Source organism: Wolbachia endosymbiont (group B) of Scrobipalpa ocellatella, assembly GCF_964188425.1.
In the GTDB taxonomy this organism is placed as follows: domain Bacteria; phylum Pseudomonadota; class Alphaproteobacteria; order Rickettsiales; family Anaplasmataceae; genus Wolbachia.
The window spans coordinates 335758-352245 of record NZ_OZ077190.1; the positions used below are offsets into that span (position 1 = coordinate 335758).

Below are 16488 nucleotides of genomic sequence, written 5' to 3' on the forward strand. Positions count from 1 at the left end.
TATATTGAATTTTTTAATTTATGAAGTAGAAAAAAAGAAGGAAAGTTGGAGAACTTTCCTTCCGGTCTACAGATTACAATAAACCACTATCATAAAAACTAAAGTGGCTCTTCTGTGTTACGATTATGTGATCTATTAATTTCATTCCTACATTTTCGCAGGTTGCAGCTAATGTAAGTGTGTTATCCTCATCCTCCTTTGATGGTTCTGTATCTCCACTTGGATGATTATGTGAAATTGCAATAGATGATGCATCGATCAGTAATCCCTGTTTGATTATTTCTCTCACATATAGAGGTACTCTGTCTATAGTTCCACAGTCTTGAATATACTCGTATATCAAATGACCACTTCGATCTAAGTATATTACTCGCAAGCTTTCCTTTCGTGACTGCCCTATTGCTGTTTTAAAGTATTTTAGTAGCTCTTCTCTGTTATCAAGAATCGACAGCTTTTTTAACTTACCTTTCAGTATCCTATCGAAAATCTCTTTCAGACAAAAGATACTTGCTATTGCTCCATCATTCATTCCTGTAACATTTTTTAGCTCATGAAAGTCAGCGTTAATTACCCTTCCTAAACTACTAAAGAGCTCTATTAGCTTTTTGGCCACTTCTCTTCCTTCTTCACATTCAGATAGAGTACGTTCCAGTAGCTCATGGTCAAGTAAAGACCTGCCTCTACTTGATAAAATGCGAGTTTCCAATTTTTCTTTTCTCTCACTATTATTCATAAAAACCTCCAAGGTCAACATTATATACAAATTCAACGCCAACTTTCTGACGCAGTAGTTCTCGAGGAATAACCCTTTTGAACTCTAAATTTGCAATGTTGTCCTTGTTGCTTTAAAAGCTGGAATACCATTTGCCATGTGAATTTGTGCATTAACATTTACTGTGCTGGTTCCCTGAAGTGCAACGGTATTTATATTTGCAATCATACTATATTATATAAAGTTATTAATATAATATATTGACAAAGTAACGAAGTAAACAGTAGCTGTTAAAAGTGGTTTAATTTAGCAAAAAAGTGTAGTACTCTATCACTTTGCTGATTATATATGTTTATAAGAATAATCACTTTTCTTTTGCTATATTCAAGCGCAGTTTTCTGTAGTGATTGTAACTTTAACTTACCATATCGTGGGCTCAATTGTGATTTGGATCTATCATATAAAAATTTAAGTAATATAAAGAAATTATTGAATAACAACGATAAGTTCGTTGCGCTTACGTTTGATGATGGTCCATCTTATAATAGATCAGGAGATATTATTAATATTCTGGAGAGCAATAAAACAAAAGCGACATTTTTTTTGCTTGGTGAACGCATAAATAAAAAAACATCTAAAATAGTAGAAAAGATCCATCAAGCAGGTCATGAATTAGGTAATCATTCTTGGTCGCATAGGAAGTTGACATCACTTTCAAGTGAGGAGCAATTGCAAGAACTGGAAAAGACAAATGTGGCAATTAAAAATGCAACAGAACAGAATGTAAAATGGTTTCGTCCACCATATGGATGTCACAATGATAATTTGATCGAAAATACTAATCGATTAAATATGTATTCCATATTATGGACAGTCGATTCTCTGGATTGGCAAGGTGATAAATCAGAGATTTTGGTTGAAAGAGTTTTAAGCAATGTACATAATGGAGCGATTATATTGTTCCATGATCACGATAACAAATCAAATACAGTTGAAGCTTTACCTCAGATTATTGAAATACTAAAAAAATCGGGTTACAAACTTGTTACCTTAAGTGAGTGGGAAGAAAGGGTTTGTGATGTAGTGAAAGCTAGAAATATGCCAATAAAAGGAGAAGGAGTGCATTCTAAAGGAATTCTATGTGGACAAAAAACAAGGTCTTCAACCGCAGGGCATTCATATTAGGTGGTATTCAGCTTACTATTTCTGCTATTTTTAGTTATAGGTTGTATACTTTACAAGTACGAGATAGACAAAAATATGAAGTGCTATCCAATAATAATAGGATAAAAGTTGTTACTATTGTGCCTAAACGAGGCAGGATTTTGGATAGGAATAGCGTTGAACTCGCAGTAAACAAAATTTCGTATATTGTTTTATTTGATGGGCAAAAAACCTTTACTAGGGAAGTTGATTTGCAGATGTTATCAGAAATTAAACCTGATGCAACAAAATCATCAGATACAAAAATAACTGCTCTTTATAAACGTTATTACCCGTTTGGTTCGATATGTTCTCATATAATCGGATATACAAAAAGACAGCAAGACATAAATGAAGCAGGGGTTAGTGGAATTGAATATACATATGATCATGTATTAAAAGGCAAGACCGGAAAATCTGAGCAGGAAATAAATTCTAAGAAGCGTATCATGAGAGAGTTATCTAGCATACCGCAGCAAGACGGACAAGATATACAGCTGACAATTGATGTTGATTTACAGAAGAAAATTGCAGAGATATTTAAAGACCACCAAGGTTCCACAGTGGTAATTGATGTGAATAACGGAGAAATTTTAGCATTATATAATTCACCTTCTTACGATAATAATCTTTTCACTAGCAGATTATCAAATGAAACTTGGAAAAATTTAAACAATCCTTCATTACCGCTTGTAAACCGTGCATTATCATATCAAATTCCACCTGGTTCAATATTTAAAATAATAGATGCGCTTGCGGGTTTAAAAGATGGAATAATAACACCAGAAGAAAAGTTCTCGTGTAGGGGATATATGAAAATAGGTGAACGAAAATTTCGTTGCCTAAAAAGCAAAGTCCATGGATATGTATCTTTAAACGAGGCAATGGCCTTCTCATGCAACACTTACTTTTATAATATAGGAAAAAAAATAAATGTAGATTCTCTACTAGAAATGGCTAGCAAATTTGGTATAGGAAGTGGACCATTAATTGGAATGTTTAAGGAAGAAGCTCCGGGATTGTTGCCTGATGTGGATTGGCGTGCACGCAAGCTATATTCAGAGTGGTATTTAGGTGATACCATTAACTTAGTTATAGGACAAGGGTATTTACTTACAACGCCATTACAGCTTGCAGTTCTTGCAGCGAGGGTTGCAACAGGAAAGGAGGTAATTCCCCACATTGAGATGAGTAAATCAGGGCAAGACTTTCTTGATATTGATGTGAATCATGAGCATCTTAGTGTGGTTCGAAAAGCTATGTTTGACGTGGTGAATTCTAACTATAGAAAAGGACTAGGCAGTATACAAATTGCTGGCAAAACCGGAACACCAGAGATAAACTCTAAAGGTGAAAGTCATAAATTGTTTATCGCTTATGGCCCCTACCATGATCCGCGCTATGCAATCTCAGTGTTTATAGAACATGGTAAAACTCCACGCCAAGATGTTGCAATTGCTAGTGAGATATTGCAATATATGCTTGAAAAATGAACTTATGAAATTGCCATATATGTTACTTGTAATTTATATATTCAAATCAGAGCTTTGAGGTTAAAAAAAAGAAACGAAAATTGCATAAACCTTTTCAATTTAGTGCTTTAATGTTTCTGATGAAGGGAAGGTATTATCCTTATTTTCTATGGAGGTAGACACACTAATTTCGTTATTATCATCAATTGAAGTAATAGGGTGCATCAAAGCAACTTTTATAACTTCATCAATATTCTCAGCAAAAATTACATTGATTTCTTCTTTTATATTTGCAGGAATCTCTTGCATATCTTTCTCATTTTCACTTGGTATAATCACAGTTTTGATTGATCCTCTTAGCGCAGCAAGCAATTTTTCTCTCAAACCCCCAATAGCCAACACTCTACCACGCAATGTTACTTCACCTGTCATAGCAACACTTTTGTTAACTGGTATATTTGTCATAAGAGAAACAATAGATGTACATACTGCACTGCCAGCAGAGGGACCATCTTTTGGCACAGCACCCTCAGGTACATGCAAATGTATATCATTATTTTGAAATTTTTCGGGTTTTATACCGAAAAATAAACAATTTGATCGCACATAACTATACGCAGCTTTTATAGACTCTTGCATAACCTCTCCAAGCTTTCCTGTGTATTTTATTTCCCCCTTGCCCGGAATTAGGACTGACTCTATCATTAAAATATCACCACCTGTTTCAGTATAGGCAAGACCAGTTACTATCCCTACCAAACTCTCATTTTCTGCAATGCCAAAGGTATACTTACGTACCCCTAGATAATCTTGTAAATTACCAGTCTCTACGGATATTTTCTTATTTTTATCAGTTAATATTGCTTTAACTGCCTTTCTCATGAGTTTTGCAAGTTCCCTTTCCATGCTTCGCACGCCGCTTTCACGTGTATATAAACGTATCAACTCGTATAATGCTTCATTGGTTATTTCCCACTCCTTCTGATGCAAACCATGCTCTTTTTTTAATTTTGGAATAAGGTGATGTGTAGCAATACTGATCTTCTCGTCTTCGGTATACCCAGATAATTGTATAATTTCCATCCTATCACGCAAAGGATGCGGTAAATTTAAGCTATTTGCTGTGGCTACAAACATTACACTTGAAAGATCAAACTCAACTTCCAAGTAATGATCTGTAAAATGTTTATTGTGCTCAGTATCCAAAACCTCAAGTAATGCAGATGCAGGATCACCACGCGAATCAGAACCCATCTTATCTATTTCATCAAGCAGGAAAAGCGGGTTGCATGAATTAGCTTTTTTCATGTGTTGAATGATTTTACCAGGCATTGAGCCAATATAAGTTTTCCTGTGTCCTCGTATTTCAGACTCATCACGTATACCACCAAGAGATATGCGAACAAAATCTCTTCCTACTGCTTTTGCCATAGACTTAGCTAAAGAAGTTTTACCAACACCAGGTGGTCCAACTAAGCAAAGTATAGGACCCTTTATCTCTTTTACTCTCTTTAATACTGCTAAAAATTCTATTATTCTATCTTTTACTTTCTCTATGCCATAATGATTTTCATCTAAGATTTTTTTAGCCGCATTTAAGTTAATTTTTGCATCTTTGTACTTTCCCCATGGCAAATCAAGCAACCAATGCAAGTAACTAGATATAACTGTTGCTTCAGGAGAAATGGGATTCATTTTCTTATATCTCTTTAAGTCAGTTATGGCTTTCTCTTTTGCTTCCTCAGAAAGCTTTGTTTCATTTATCTTTTTTTCAAATTCATTGAGTATATTCCCTTCATCTCCATTTTCAAACTCACCTAATTCTTTCTGTATAGCTTTTAATTGCTCATTAAGGTAGTAAACTTTTTGAGTACTTTCAACCTGTGATTTAATTGTCTTATACAAGCGGTTTTGTGCACTCAAAATACTTATTTCTCTCTCAATAAGAGCAAAAACTTTTTTTAAACGCTCTTTTGGGTTATAAACTTCAAGTATGTTTTGCTTGTCTGATACCTTTATATTTAAGTACGAAGCTATCATATCTACAATTTGATTAACCTCTTTAACTTGATCAATGGGGTCAATAATAATCTCGGGCCGACTTTTCTTGCTTAGTTTACACCAATTGTCAAATGCATCTATAACAGAACGCCTTAAAGCTTCTAAATCAATATTATCTTCATTTTCTCCATACTCATAATGACCATCTAACGCTACTCTGGCCTCTAACAAAGTGTGAGAGCTAATATATTCTATAACTCTTCCCCTTCTTACCCCATGAATCATGACTTTTACTGCATTGTCAGGCAGTTTTATTAATGGTTGTATAATGTTTGCTAACACACCTACTTCATAAAGATTCTCTGGCTCTGGATTATCAATAGAACCATCTTTTTGTGCTATGAGAAAAATCTCGTTTTGGTGACTACTGCTACTTATTGCATACTCTAGTGCATGAACAGATTTTTCTCTACCTACGAATAAAGGCAACATTATATTTGGAAAAATTACTACATCTCTTAGAGGTAATACTGGTAATACAGTAGAATTAAAGTTTACAGCACGTCCAATACTCATAATATATGCCTCAAATTAATCATTAACCGTTATAACACTACCCTTATTATTATGATTAATCGTCACTTTGCCTAATTCTACCATTTTCTTAGTAACCGTTATAGTGCTACCTTCAAAACCTCCGTTGCCGGATATATACATAACATCAAGCAAAAGTGACTCTAAGATAGCACGTAACATCCTTGCACCTGTTTTATAGCTTATAGCTTTTTTAGCAATAGCTGATATTGCTTCATCTGAAAACTCAAGGTTTACTTTACTAAATGCAAGCAATGCTTTATATTGTTTTACTAGCGCATTTCTTGGCTCTGTCAACACATGTATTAAATCTTCGTGATCCAGCTCATCTAGAACAGCAGTTATTGGAACTCGTCCTACAAATTCGGGTATCAAACCGAATTTGATTAAGTCCTCAGGTTGAGCATCGCGTAAAGCATTTTTTTTCTTTTGTGCTTTAGACTGACTTATATCTGCTCCAAAGCCAACTGATGTTCCCTTTTTTCTTGCCTCAATAATTTTATTTAGGCCTTCAAAAGCTCCTCCACAAATAAATAGTATATTACTAGTATCTACTTGTATAAACTCTTGTTGCGGGTGTTTTCGCCCTCCTTGTGGCGGAACATAAGCAACTGTACCCTCCATAATCTTAAGCAGAGCTTGCTGGACCCCTTCACCTGAAACGTCACGGGTTATTGAAGTGCTTTCAGATTTTCTTGTAATCTTGTCTATTTCATCGATAAACACTATACCATGCTGTGCCTTTGCAACATCATAATTTGCAGCTTGTAATAGACGTGACAACACGCTTTCTACATCATCACCTACATAACCTGCCTCAGTCAAAGTTGTCGCATCGGCCATAGCAAATGGCACATCTGAAACTTTAGCAAGTGTTTTTGCTAGCAAAGTCTTACCAGAACCAGTAGGGCCAATAAGCATTATATTTGACTTCTCAATTTCAATATCACTTATAGAATGAAGTTGCACCATGGATTGACAATGGTTATACATAGCCACAGATAAAACGTGTTGCGCATGTTCCTGACCTACAACATGCTTACTAAGAAAAATTTTTATATCTTCAGGTTTCTTTAGTAATAGCTTCATATCAGATATATGATCTGAATTAAAAGCTCTCTCTTTCTTTTGACTTATTGCTTTATGGGATAACTCTATGCATTCATTACAAATGAACACCTTTAAACCATCTGAAGAGTTAGTAATCAATTTATCTACTTCGTTTTGTGCCTTGTTACAAAAAGAACAGTAGTGTAAATCATTATTGTTATCCATTAAACTACCTTTTGTTTAACTTTAATATTTTCAATCTTCATATCTTTACGCTCAGCTATTACTCTGTCAATTAAGCCAGTTTTCATTGCTTCTTCAGGATCCATGAATTTATCTCTTTCCATCATTTCTTCAATTTTTTTTAGTGAATTTCCAGTATGTTTTTCATAAATTTGATTTAATTTTTTCTTAACTCGCAAAATTTCATTAGCATGTATTTCTATATCAGTTGCTTGCCCATGATAACCACCAGATGGCTGATGTATCATAATTCTTGAATGAGGTAGCGAGTAACGTTTACCCTCCGCACCAGCTGTAAGCAACAAAGAACCCATAGATGCAGCTTGACCTATACACAAAGTTGAAACGTCTGGATTTATATACTGCATTGTATCGTAGATCGACAAACCAGCAGTTACAACACCACCTGGTGAGTTAATATACATACAAATGTCTTTATCGGGATTTTCCGATTCTAAAAATAAAAGCTGTGCTACTATTACGCTGGCCATGTTGTCTTCAATAGGGCCAGTTACGAAAATTATTCTTTCTTTTACTAGCCTTGAATATATGTCATAAGCCCGCTCACCGCGACTAGTTTGTTCAACTACAATTGGTATAAGAGTCATACCTTTTCCTATCAAATATTATCAAATAATTCCTTTAATTCTTTCACAGAAACAATCTGTTCTTCTTTACTAGCTTTTTCTATCATATAATCCGTCACTTTATACTCAAGCGCTTGCCCTCTAACTAATTCCTGAAATTGTCCATCTGATTTAAAATGTTTAAATACCCTGTCAAATGATACATCTTTACTGACATATTGATTTACAATAACATTCATAATATCACTTTGAGTTAATGATATTTCATGTTCTTTACTGAACTCCATGAATAGCATTGCAAGCTTTACGCGTCTTTCAGCTTCTTTACACGAATCATCTTTAGCATTCAACTCTCTTTCCACTCTCTGCTGTTCCTGTTTTACTACTTCTATAGGCAAATCAAAACTATAACTAGCATCCAAACAATCAAATAGCTCTTTCTTAATTAAGAGATCTTCCATTTCTTTACACTGATTATCAATTACTTCTTTTACATGATCTATTAGCGAAGAATGATCTTCAAAACCAATTCTCCTAGCTATTTCATTATCACTTTGCAAATCTTTGGCAATCTGAATGTCATTAACTCGAACAGAAAAAGCAGCCTCCTGTCCCGCAAGGGAAATTACCTGGTAATCTTCAGGAAATCTCAACTTAAAGCTTTTTGTTTCCCCTTTTTTCATGCCAATTAATTGATCTTCAAAACCATTTATAAATGTTCCAGATCCTAAATTAACAGTAAAATTTTTGCCACTTCCACCTTGAAAGAGCTTATTTCTAATTCGCCCTTCAAAGTCAATTATCAGTTTATCCTCGTTTTTTGCTTGATAAGAAGCATCATCAACAGAGACAAAGTTAGGAAATTTTGTTTTTATAGAATCAATAAATTCTTTTATGTCTCCCTCTTTGATTTTTGCCTTAACTTTCTTCAAATTTATTTTATCAAGATCTATTACTGGCACTTTTGGCATCGATTCAAAAGATAATTTGTACAGAAAGTCACCTTTTTTATCCTTTTTATCAAGGTTTGGTAATGACATAATATCAACCTTAGGATGGATGTGAGACTTAACTTCGATTTTTTTCATTAAATCACTTGAGCAATAGTCAATCGTATCGTTTATCACATATTCCAAAGCTTCGTTTTTATAATTTGTAATAACAAGATCGTAAGGCATCTTTCCTGATCTAAATCCAGGAAATTTTGCATTCTTCGCTATTTCTTGTAATCTAGAGTTTATCTTTTGTTCTATATAATCACTACTAACTGTGATTTCATACTCATACTTTAGTTTATCTACACTAAGTTCCTTATAGGTATATATATTACTTAATGTATCTGCTTCGACTGCATTTTGAGGTATATTACTAGACATTACAACCTGTTATCAATATTTTATTTATGTTTTAATAAAGCCATTTTACCAGAATTTAAGTTAAATACAATCCTTAAGAACAGGTTCTTATACAAACAAAAGTGTACTTAGTGATTATAAATTTTCTCTTAAAACCTGAGTTACATGACTTTAAGTGCGGATAGAGGGACTTGAACCCCCACGAGCAAGCTCACCAGGACCTAAACCTGGCACGTCTACCAATTTCGCCATATCCGCAAGAGCCCTTCATTAACTTATAGATAACCACTTCTGTCATCTTATGCAATTTAAAGATTAGATTTTAGTACCACAGACTGAACTTATAATACTGGTTAACTCCACTATGAGTCTAAGCCTAAATTACTTTAACTAACACTATTAAGATAAGTACTGTCTTAGAAATATTCAAGGCTTATTCAATTTATAGTATTTACACAATAAAAAAAGCTTATTAATATTCTTTAATTAAGGCTCTAAACTCTGGAAATTAATAATGAGATTAATAGCAAGCTTCTTACTCGCAATTTTTCTGATTACACAGAGTGGCTGTACGACTCTTGTAAGTGGTATAGTGGTAACAGCAACTGCAGCGGCTACAGCAATAACAATGCAAGATAAATCCTTGGGAAACATTATTGATGATACAACTATAGTAATAAGAATCAATAAGGGACTCTTAAAACACGGACTGTTCTCATCTATAAAAGTTAAAGTGAGTGAAGGAAGAGTATTACTCATTGGAAATGTTGATAATCATGAAAAGCAACTCACAGCAGAGAAAATAGCTTGGCAGCAAAAAGAGATTAAAGAAGTGATAAATGAAATAAGAGTCACACCAATTAAAATGACTTCTATGCTAGATGTTACTGTAGATGGTATGATAACAGCAGAGATAAGCACGAGGCTTCTGGGAAAAAGAAATATTAAATCAATTAATTATAGCGTTAATACAGTTGATAGAGTCGTTTATTTGATGGGTATAGCTCAAAATAAGGCGGAATTAAAAGCTGTAATAGCAATTGCAAGAAAAGTAAAAGGAGTAAAGCAAGTTGTAAGCTATGTGAGATATAGACATAGCAAATTGCGTCATTGATGAAAATTTACTTGAGTGTTAGTACCATGTAGCTAAGCCATAAAACTCCTTTACAAATTTCGTCAGTTCACTCTTATGGTATGTATAACAATGCTACAGAAAATAATATCATAGAATTCAATAGAATAATTCCTAGAAAATCTCTACATACTAAAAAAAGTAAAATGCTATTTAACACTCCCAAGCTTAAGAATAAATAGCAAACATCTATATCTCGTGCGATATGGCGTTTTATTCCTGAGATTTTTTTACCAGCGTCATAGCCTTTTTCTTCATCAGTGTCTGCGTTCTTTACACTCTGAGTGTCAATTATGCAAAAGCTGATTTTTTCTTTCCAAACATTGTTTTGTCGGACCACACTAACTATTTTTTTTAACATGCACTCCAAAATACTTTTTTTTATTTCCTTTTACTTTTTCACTCCATTTTTGAAATAATCATAACAATTGCGCCGTTTTGGGAAACTCTTTTGGTAGCATCCTCCACTGATAACCACTTTTTAGGGCGTACAACACTCCGCAAAATATATTCATACAAATCAAGTTTTCTTGGTTTTGTTTTTTCCACAAGACTCCAGATCTGGTGAAATAATCTCAAACTTCTCTCGACTTATGTCACTTGGGTATACACTCCTCATATATCCTAATTTATACACTCTATTTCTTACTTTATGCCTTTCTTGAGATTATGAACAGGTTCTTAGAAAGCTAGCGTTCTACTAGTCATGTTCTTTATCTTGCTTTACAACAATGCATCTTTTCATTCCAGCCAAGTCGTATACGTATTCCTGAAAAGCCAGTCCATATAAGGGTATTATTTTGTCAATATTGCTCTGATCTTCGCCTATTTCCAGTATCGCAAACCCATCTTTTTTAAGGCACTTTTTCAATATTGGAAAAATACTCAGGTAACAGCTCAATCCATCGATACCACCATCAAGAGCAATTCTTGGCTCTTTTTGCACTTCAGCTTGCAGATTTTTTAACTTACTTCTTTTAATATATGGAGGATTGCTTATTATAAGATCAAATAAATCTCTACATTCTGTCCACGAATTTGGAAATATTTTAGCTCTGTTGAGAAGATTATGTTTCTTTGTGTTCTGGCAGGTAATTTTGTATGCTTCCAGGCTTTTTTCAAAACCAACTCCAATAGCATATTCATACTCACTAAGTACGGAGATCAACAAACAGCCTGTGCCTGTGCCAAAATCTGCAATTTTTATTTTTTGCTTCTTATTTTGGTAATATTTTAACACTGTTGAAATTACTGTCTCACTATCTGGTCTTGGATCTAGAACATGTTGGTTAACTATAAAATTTTTACTCCAGAATTCACGATTACCTATTATTTGCGATATTGGATATCTTTCTGCTCTTTTTTTTGTTAATTTCCAGAATAGAAGTTCTTTGTTTCTTGGTACCTGATTGGTGTGATTCATGATTGTGAATGATCTTTCTACTCCAAGTACGTACTGCATGATGATTTCACAATCCAAATGTGGTGATTCAATTCTATGTGATGATAGTAGCTTTGACCCTTCTTTAATTAAAGCGCTGATTGTTTTCATTATTCTAAAAACGTGTTCCTTGTATGCAAGAACAGCAAAATTGAGTATAGAATTTTGAACTTAGGGTAGCTGCATTAAATCTAAGTGTCAAGAGTAGGATTGTAAAAATCATCCGGCTTTACTGGTAATTCGGTTAGTTCGGTTGGTATTTTTGCATTAATGTTAGAAGCTCTTGGCTCTATTATAAGCATTATTTTCTGCATATTCTTTGATAGCCATCACAGTATATTACTTGTTCCATATCTATATTAATTCGACCACAGCAAGTGATAATTTCTTAATATTAAAACCAATATGCGCTTTAGCATATAATTATCAGTAGCTTTCAAAGCAATTGGGCTGAGATTATTAGAGTAGTAATGTTTATTTTTATATTGACTATTGAGGTTTATTATTTTATAACTAAGACTTAGTTATTTTCAGAGTTTTAAATTTACAGTATATGCCTACGATAAATCAATTAATATGTAAGGGTAGATCAGGGTTAACTCGCAAGAAGAAGGTGCCAGCTTTGGGAAAATGCAATCCTCAAAGAAGGGGTGTTTGCACTAAGGTATATACTACAACTCCTAGAAAGCCTAACTCAGCACTACGTAAGGTAGCTAGAGTAAAGATTAGTGGATACGGTGAAGTGACGGCTTATATACCTGGCGAAGGTCATAATTTACAAGAGCATTCCGTTGTTTTAATACGTGGTGGGCGAGTTAAGGATTTGCCGGGTGTACGTTATCACATAATAAGAGGTGCTCTTGATCTACGTGGTGTGCAAAATCGAAAGAAAGCCCGTTCGAAATATGGTGTAAAGAAATCTGGTTAAAATTTATGGCACGTCGTAATAAAGCAAAAAAAAGAACAAGCCCTGACTCTCGTTATGGTAGTGTCTTGCTTATGCGTTTTATTAATATAATTATGAAATGTGGTAAAAAGTCTATTGCAGAAAAGATTGCTTATAGTGCTTTGTCCTTAGCTGAAAAGAAAATAGGCAAAGATGCCTTATCAATTTTTGAAACAGCAGTAGAAAATGTTACCCCTTCTATAGAAGTACGCTCTCGGCGTATTGGTGGTGCAACTTATCAAGTCCCTGTTGAAATTCGTCAAGATAGAGCAATTTCTTTGGCATTAAGGTGGATTGCTAGAGCAACTTCTGCTGCTCGCAAAAAGAGTGGTAGAACTACTGTTTATTGTTTGCAGTCTGAAATATTAGATGCTTATAATAAATGTGGTGGTGCATTTAAGATGTGTGAAGAAAAGTATAAAATGGCTGAAGCTAATAAGGCATTTTCTCATCTTCGTTTTTAATATTAGCTGATTGATTGTGGTATGGAAGTTTTAATATCTAGGTATAGAAATATAGGAATAATGGCTCATATAGATGCTGGCAAGACCACCACAACAGAGCGTATTTTATTTTATACTGGTAAACAAAATAGGATTGGTGAAGTGCACGATGGTGCAGCTTCTATGGATTGGATGGAGCAAGAGAAGGAGCGTGGCATTACAATTACCTCTGCTGCAACAACATGTTTTTGGAATGATCATAGGATTAATATAATAGATACTCCTGGTCATGTTGACTTCACTATTGAAGTTGAGAGATCTTTGAGGGTTTTGGATGGTGCGGTTGCTGTATTTGATGGAGTTGCTGGAGTTGAGCCTCAGTCTGAGACAGTTTGGCGTCAAGCTGATAAATATAACGTTCCTCGTATCTGCTTTGTTAATAAAATGGATAGAATCGGGGCAAATTTTTATCGATGTGTCGATATGATAAAAACGAAGCTTGGCGCATCACCTTTAGTTATTCAGTTGCCAATAGGAAGTGAGAAAGATTTTAAAGGCATAATCGATCTTATTTCTATGAAAGCTATTATATGGCAAGAAGAAACATTAGGCGCTAAATTTTCTTATGAAGATATTCCTTCTGATTTGCTTGATAAAGCTCAAGAGTATCGAAATCTTTTATTAGATGCTGCAGCTGAAATGGATGATGAGGCGATAAATACTTACTTTGAATCTAACGATCTGCCAATTGATTTGTTGAAAAAGTGTGTGAGAAGCGGGACCATTAAAGGAAAATTTGTCCCTGTATTATGTGGGTCAGCTTTTAAAAACAAAGGCGTGCAATCACTTTTAGATGGTGTGGTTGATTTTTTACCCTCTCCTATTGATGTTGATGTAATTATTGGAACTGATCCTAAAGATTCAGAAAAGAAAATTGAGATCAAACCTTCAGAAAAAGAGAAATTCGTTGCTCTTGCGTTTAAAGTGATGACGGATAAATTTGTAGGTAGCTTGACGTTTATTCGTATTTATTCCGGTAAGTTAAAATCTAAATCTGCTGTATTAAATGCTGGAAAGAATGAGACTGAAGGAATTGGTAGAATGTTGCTTATGCATGCAAATAACAGAGAAGATATAAACGAAGCTAAAGTTGGTGATATAGTTGCCTTAGTTGGATTAAAGAAAACAATTACTGGTGATACTTTATGTTCATCTGATTTTCCTATACTATTAGAGCGTATGGAATTTCCTGATCCTGTTATTGAAATTGCTATAGAACCGAAAACCACCTCAGATCAGGAAAAATTAGGTGTTGCTTTGAATAGATTGGTTGCAGAAGATCCTTCTTTAAGGATGTCAGTAAATGCGGAGAGTGGGCAGACTATATTGAAAGGTATGGGTGAGCTGCATCTTGAGATTATTATTGATAGAATGAAGCGCGAGTTTAATGTTGAAGCTAACGTTGGTGCACCTCAAGTTGCATATCGTGAAACTATCACTAAATCTGTTGAAATTGATTACACTCATAAAAAACAATCAGGTGGTGCTGGTCAGTTTGCTAAAGTTAAAATAAAATTCGAACCTCTTGAGCCTGGTTTTGGCTTTCAGTTTGAAAGTAAAATTGTAGGCGGTGCTATTCCAAAAGAGTATATACCTGGAGTGCAAAATGGCTTAGAGTTGATAAAAGAAGGTGGTATAATTTCCGGCTTTCCATTGATTGATTTTAAGGCTACTCTTCTTGATGGTGCTTTTCATGATGTTGATTCTAGTCCTTTGGCTTTTGAACTTGCTGCTAAAGGTGCTTTTAAGGAAATGGCAAATAAAGCTGGTCCAAAAATGCTAGAACCTATAATGAAAGTGGAAATCATTACTCCTGAAGAATATATGGGTGATGTTATGGGTGATATAAATAGTAGAAGAGGCAGTGTTGTTGATATGCTGGATTTAGGTAATAATAGCAAAATAATTACTGCTTCGGTTCCTCTTGCAAATATGTTTGGTTATATAAATGTTTTGCGTTCTATATCTCAGGGAAGAGCTCAGTATAGTATGCATTTTTCTTGTTATGAACAAGTGCCACAATATGTGGTTGATGAGTTAAAGTTAAAGTATAATTAAAGGTTAGTAATTATGACAGCGATAGTAGAAGCATTTGGAAAGCCGCATGTAAACGTGGGAACGATAGGACATGTGGATCATGGGAAGACAACGTTAACAGCGGCGATAACAAAGCATTATGGTAATTTTGTAGCATATGATCAAATAGATAAAGCGCCAGAAGAAAGAAAGAGAGGGATAACAATAGCAACAGCGCATGTTGAATATCAAACAGAAAAGAGACACTATGCACACGTTGATTGCCCTGGACATGCTGATTATGTAAAGAATATGATAGTAGGTGCAGCACAGATGGATGCAGCGATATTGGTAGTGTCAGGGGTTGATGGGCCGATGCCACAAACGAGAGAGCATATATTGCTGGCAAAACAGGTGGGTGTTGGATATATCGTGGTATATATAAATAAAGCTGATGTTGCTGATGCTGATATGATAGATTTGGTAGAGATGGAAGTGAGAGAGTTGCTGAGTAAGTATGGATTTCCAGGTGATGAAGTGCCTATGATAGTTGGGTCTGCGTTAAAAGCATTAGAGGATGATAGTAGTGAGTATGGAAAGAAATCAATAGATAAATTGATGGAGAAGTTAGATGAGTATGTGGCAGTACCTCCAAGGCCTATAGATTTGCCGTTTTTGTTGCCAATAGAAGATGTATTTTCAATATCGGGCCGAGGGACGGTAGTAACAGGAAGAATAGAGAAGGGGGAGATAAAGACAGGGGATGAGATAGAGATAATAGGTCTGAAAGCGACGCAAAAGACGATATGTACTGGTGTTGAGATGTTTAAGAAGTTGCTAGATAAGGGAAGTGCAGGACTCAATGTAGGAATACTACTAAGAGGAACAAAGAGAGAAGAAGTGGAGAGAGGGCAAGTATTGGCAAAACCAGGGACAATAACCCCGCATAAGAAATTTAATGCGGAGGTGTATATATTGAAGAAAGAAGAAGGAGGAAGGCATACACCATTTTTTGGAAATTATCAGCCACAGTTTTATTTAAGGACAACGGATGTAACTGGGAGCATAAAATTGCTAGATGGAAAGGAGATGGTAATGCCAGGGGACAATGTAAGTATAGAAGTGGAGTTGCAAGTACCAATAGCAATGGATAAAGGATTACGTTTTGCGATAAGAGAAGGTGGTAGAACTGTTGGTTCTGGCGTTGTTTCGGAAATTTTAGAGTAAACTTTG

General features: G+C 34.7%; 15 protein-coding genes, 1 tRNA gene and 1 pseudogene. 7 read left to right on the forward strand and 10 right to left on the reverse strand.

Annotated features, from left to right (window positions below; translation table 11 throughout):
* Positions 1–73: 73 nt before the first annotated feature.
* Positions 74–733, reverse strand: a complete 660-nt coding sequence (locus AB3210_RS01515) for a RadC family protein (RefSeq protein ID WP_012673223.1) — start codon at positions 731–733, stop codon at positions 74–76.
* An 84-nt stretch (positions 734–817) separates the two neighbouring features.
* A complete protein-coding gene (locus tag AB3210_RS01520; RefSeq protein WP_264337643.1) occupies positions 818–940 on the reverse strand; it encodes a hypothetical protein in 123 nt (40 codons plus the stop codon).
* 120 nt (positions 941–1060) lie between these two features.
* On the opposite strand from AB3210_RS01520, the gene AB3210_RS01525 reads away from it, so the two are divergent.
* Both AB3210_RS01525 and AB3210_RS01530 read left to right on the forward strand, forming a co-directional pair.
* Positions 1061–1897, forward strand: coding sequence for a polysaccharide deacetylase family protein (locus AB3210_RS01525; RefSeq protein ID WP_052264844.1), 837 nt, complete (start codon positions 1061–1063; stop codon positions 1895–1897).
* On the forward strand, positions 1852–3408 hold the full coding sequence (locus AB3210_RS01530) for a penicillin-binding transpeptidase domain-containing protein (protein ID WP_052264843.1): 1557 nt from the start codon (positions 1852–1854) through the stop codon (positions 3406–3408). The genes AB3210_RS01525 and AB3210_RS01530 overlap by 46 nt, the downstream gene beginning before the upstream one ends.
* 99 nt (positions 3409–3507) lie before the next feature.
* Here the strand turns inward: AB3210_RS01530 and lon are convergent, their stop codons facing one another.
* The 5 genes from lon to AB3210_RS01555 all read right to left on the reverse strand — a co-directional run bounded on the left by lon (position 3508) and on the right by AB3210_RS01555 (position 9475).
* Positions 3508–5964 (reverse strand): endopeptidase La, encoded by a 2457-nt coding sequence (gene lon, locus AB3210_RS01535; RefSeq protein ID WP_149168627.1) that lies wholly within the window; start codon positions 5962–5964, stop codon positions 3508–3510.
* Positions 5965–5979: 15 nt separating this feature from the next.
* Complete coding sequence (gene clpX, locus AB3210_RS01540) at positions 5980–7257, reverse strand: ATP-dependent Clp protease ATP-binding subunit ClpX (protein ID WP_007302000.1); 1278 nt, start codon at positions 7255–7257, stop codon at positions 5980–5982.
* Positions 7257–7883, reverse strand: coding sequence for an ATP-dependent Clp endopeptidase proteolytic subunit ClpP (gene clpP / locus AB3210_RS01545; protein ID WP_007301999.1), 627 nt, complete (start codon positions 7881–7883; stop codon positions 7257–7259). Before clpP ends, clpX begins: the two co-directional genes overlap by 1 nt.
* Positions 7884–7894: 11 nt before the next feature.
* Positions 7895–9238 carry a trigger factor gene (tig, locus tag AB3210_RS01550; RefSeq protein ID WP_007301998.1) on the reverse strand — a complete coding sequence of 448 codons (1344 nt, stop codon included), beginning with the start codon at positions 9236–9238 and terminating at the stop codon, positions 7895–7897.
* 155 nt (positions 9239–9393) lie between these two features.
* A tRNA-Leu gene (locus tag AB3210_RS01555) sits at positions 9394–9475 on the reverse strand.
* A 256-nt stretch (positions 9476–9731) separates the two neighbouring features.
* Between AB3210_RS01555 and AB3210_RS01560 the strand changes: the two genes are divergently transcribed.
* On the forward strand, positions 9732–10331 hold the full coding sequence (locus tag AB3210_RS01560; protein WP_019236651.1) for a BON domain-containing protein: 600 nt from the start codon (positions 9732–9734) through the stop codon (positions 10329–10331).
* Positions 10332–10542: 211 nt separating this feature from the next.
* Here the strand turns inward: AB3210_RS01560 and AB3210_RS01565 are convergent.
* From AB3210_RS01565 to AB3210_RS01575, 3 genes and pseudogenes are all read right to left on the reverse strand, one after another.
* A pseudogene (locus tag AB3210_RS01565) lies at positions 10543–10968 on the reverse strand (transposase); the annotation flags it as partial.
* An 81-nt stretch (positions 10969–11049) separates the two neighbouring features.
* A complete protein-coding gene (gene prmC / locus AB3210_RS01570) occupies positions 11050–11901 on the reverse strand; it encodes a peptide chain release factor N(5)-glutamine methyltransferase (protein WP_052264964.1) in 852 nt (283 codons plus the stop codon).
* 80 nt (positions 11902–11981) lie between these two features.
* A complete protein-coding gene (locus tag AB3210_RS01575) occupies positions 11982–12104 on the reverse strand; it encodes a hypothetical protein (RefSeq protein WP_019078684.1) in 123 nt (40 codons plus the stop codon).
* A gap of 239 nt (positions 12105–12343) precedes the next feature.
* On the opposite strand from AB3210_RS01575, the gene rpsL reads away from it, so the two are divergent.
* Genes rpsL through tuf form a run of 4 tightly spaced genes read left to right on the forward strand, consistent with a single transcriptional unit; the run spans position 12344 to position 16482 of the window.
* Positions 12344–12718: a 30S ribosomal protein S12 gene (rpsL, locus tag AB3210_RS01580; RefSeq protein WP_010406837.1), complete on the forward strand. Its 375-nt coding sequence runs from the start codon at positions 12344–12346 to the stop codon at positions 12716–12718.
* 5 nt (positions 12719–12723) lie between these two features.
* Positions 12724–13200, forward strand: coding sequence for a 30S ribosomal protein S7 (gene rpsG / locus AB3210_RS01585; RefSeq protein WP_006014699.1), 477 nt, complete (start codon positions 12724–12726; stop codon positions 13198–13200).
* 21 nt (positions 13201–13221) lie between these two features.
* Positions 13222–15297 carry an elongation factor G gene (fusA, locus tag AB3210_RS01590; protein ID WP_010406835.1) on the forward strand — a complete coding sequence of 692 codons (2076 nt, stop codon included), beginning with the start codon at positions 13222–13224 and terminating at the stop codon, positions 15295–15297.
* A gap of 12 nt (positions 15298–15309) precedes the next feature.
* The gene (tuf, locus tag AB3210_RS01595) at positions 15310–16482 is read left to right on the forward strand and encodes an elongation factor Tu (RefSeq protein WP_007301992.1); all 1173 of its coding nucleotides are present in this window, start codon (positions 15310–15312) and stop codon (positions 16480–16482) included.
* Positions 16483–16488 lie beyond the last annotated feature (6 nt).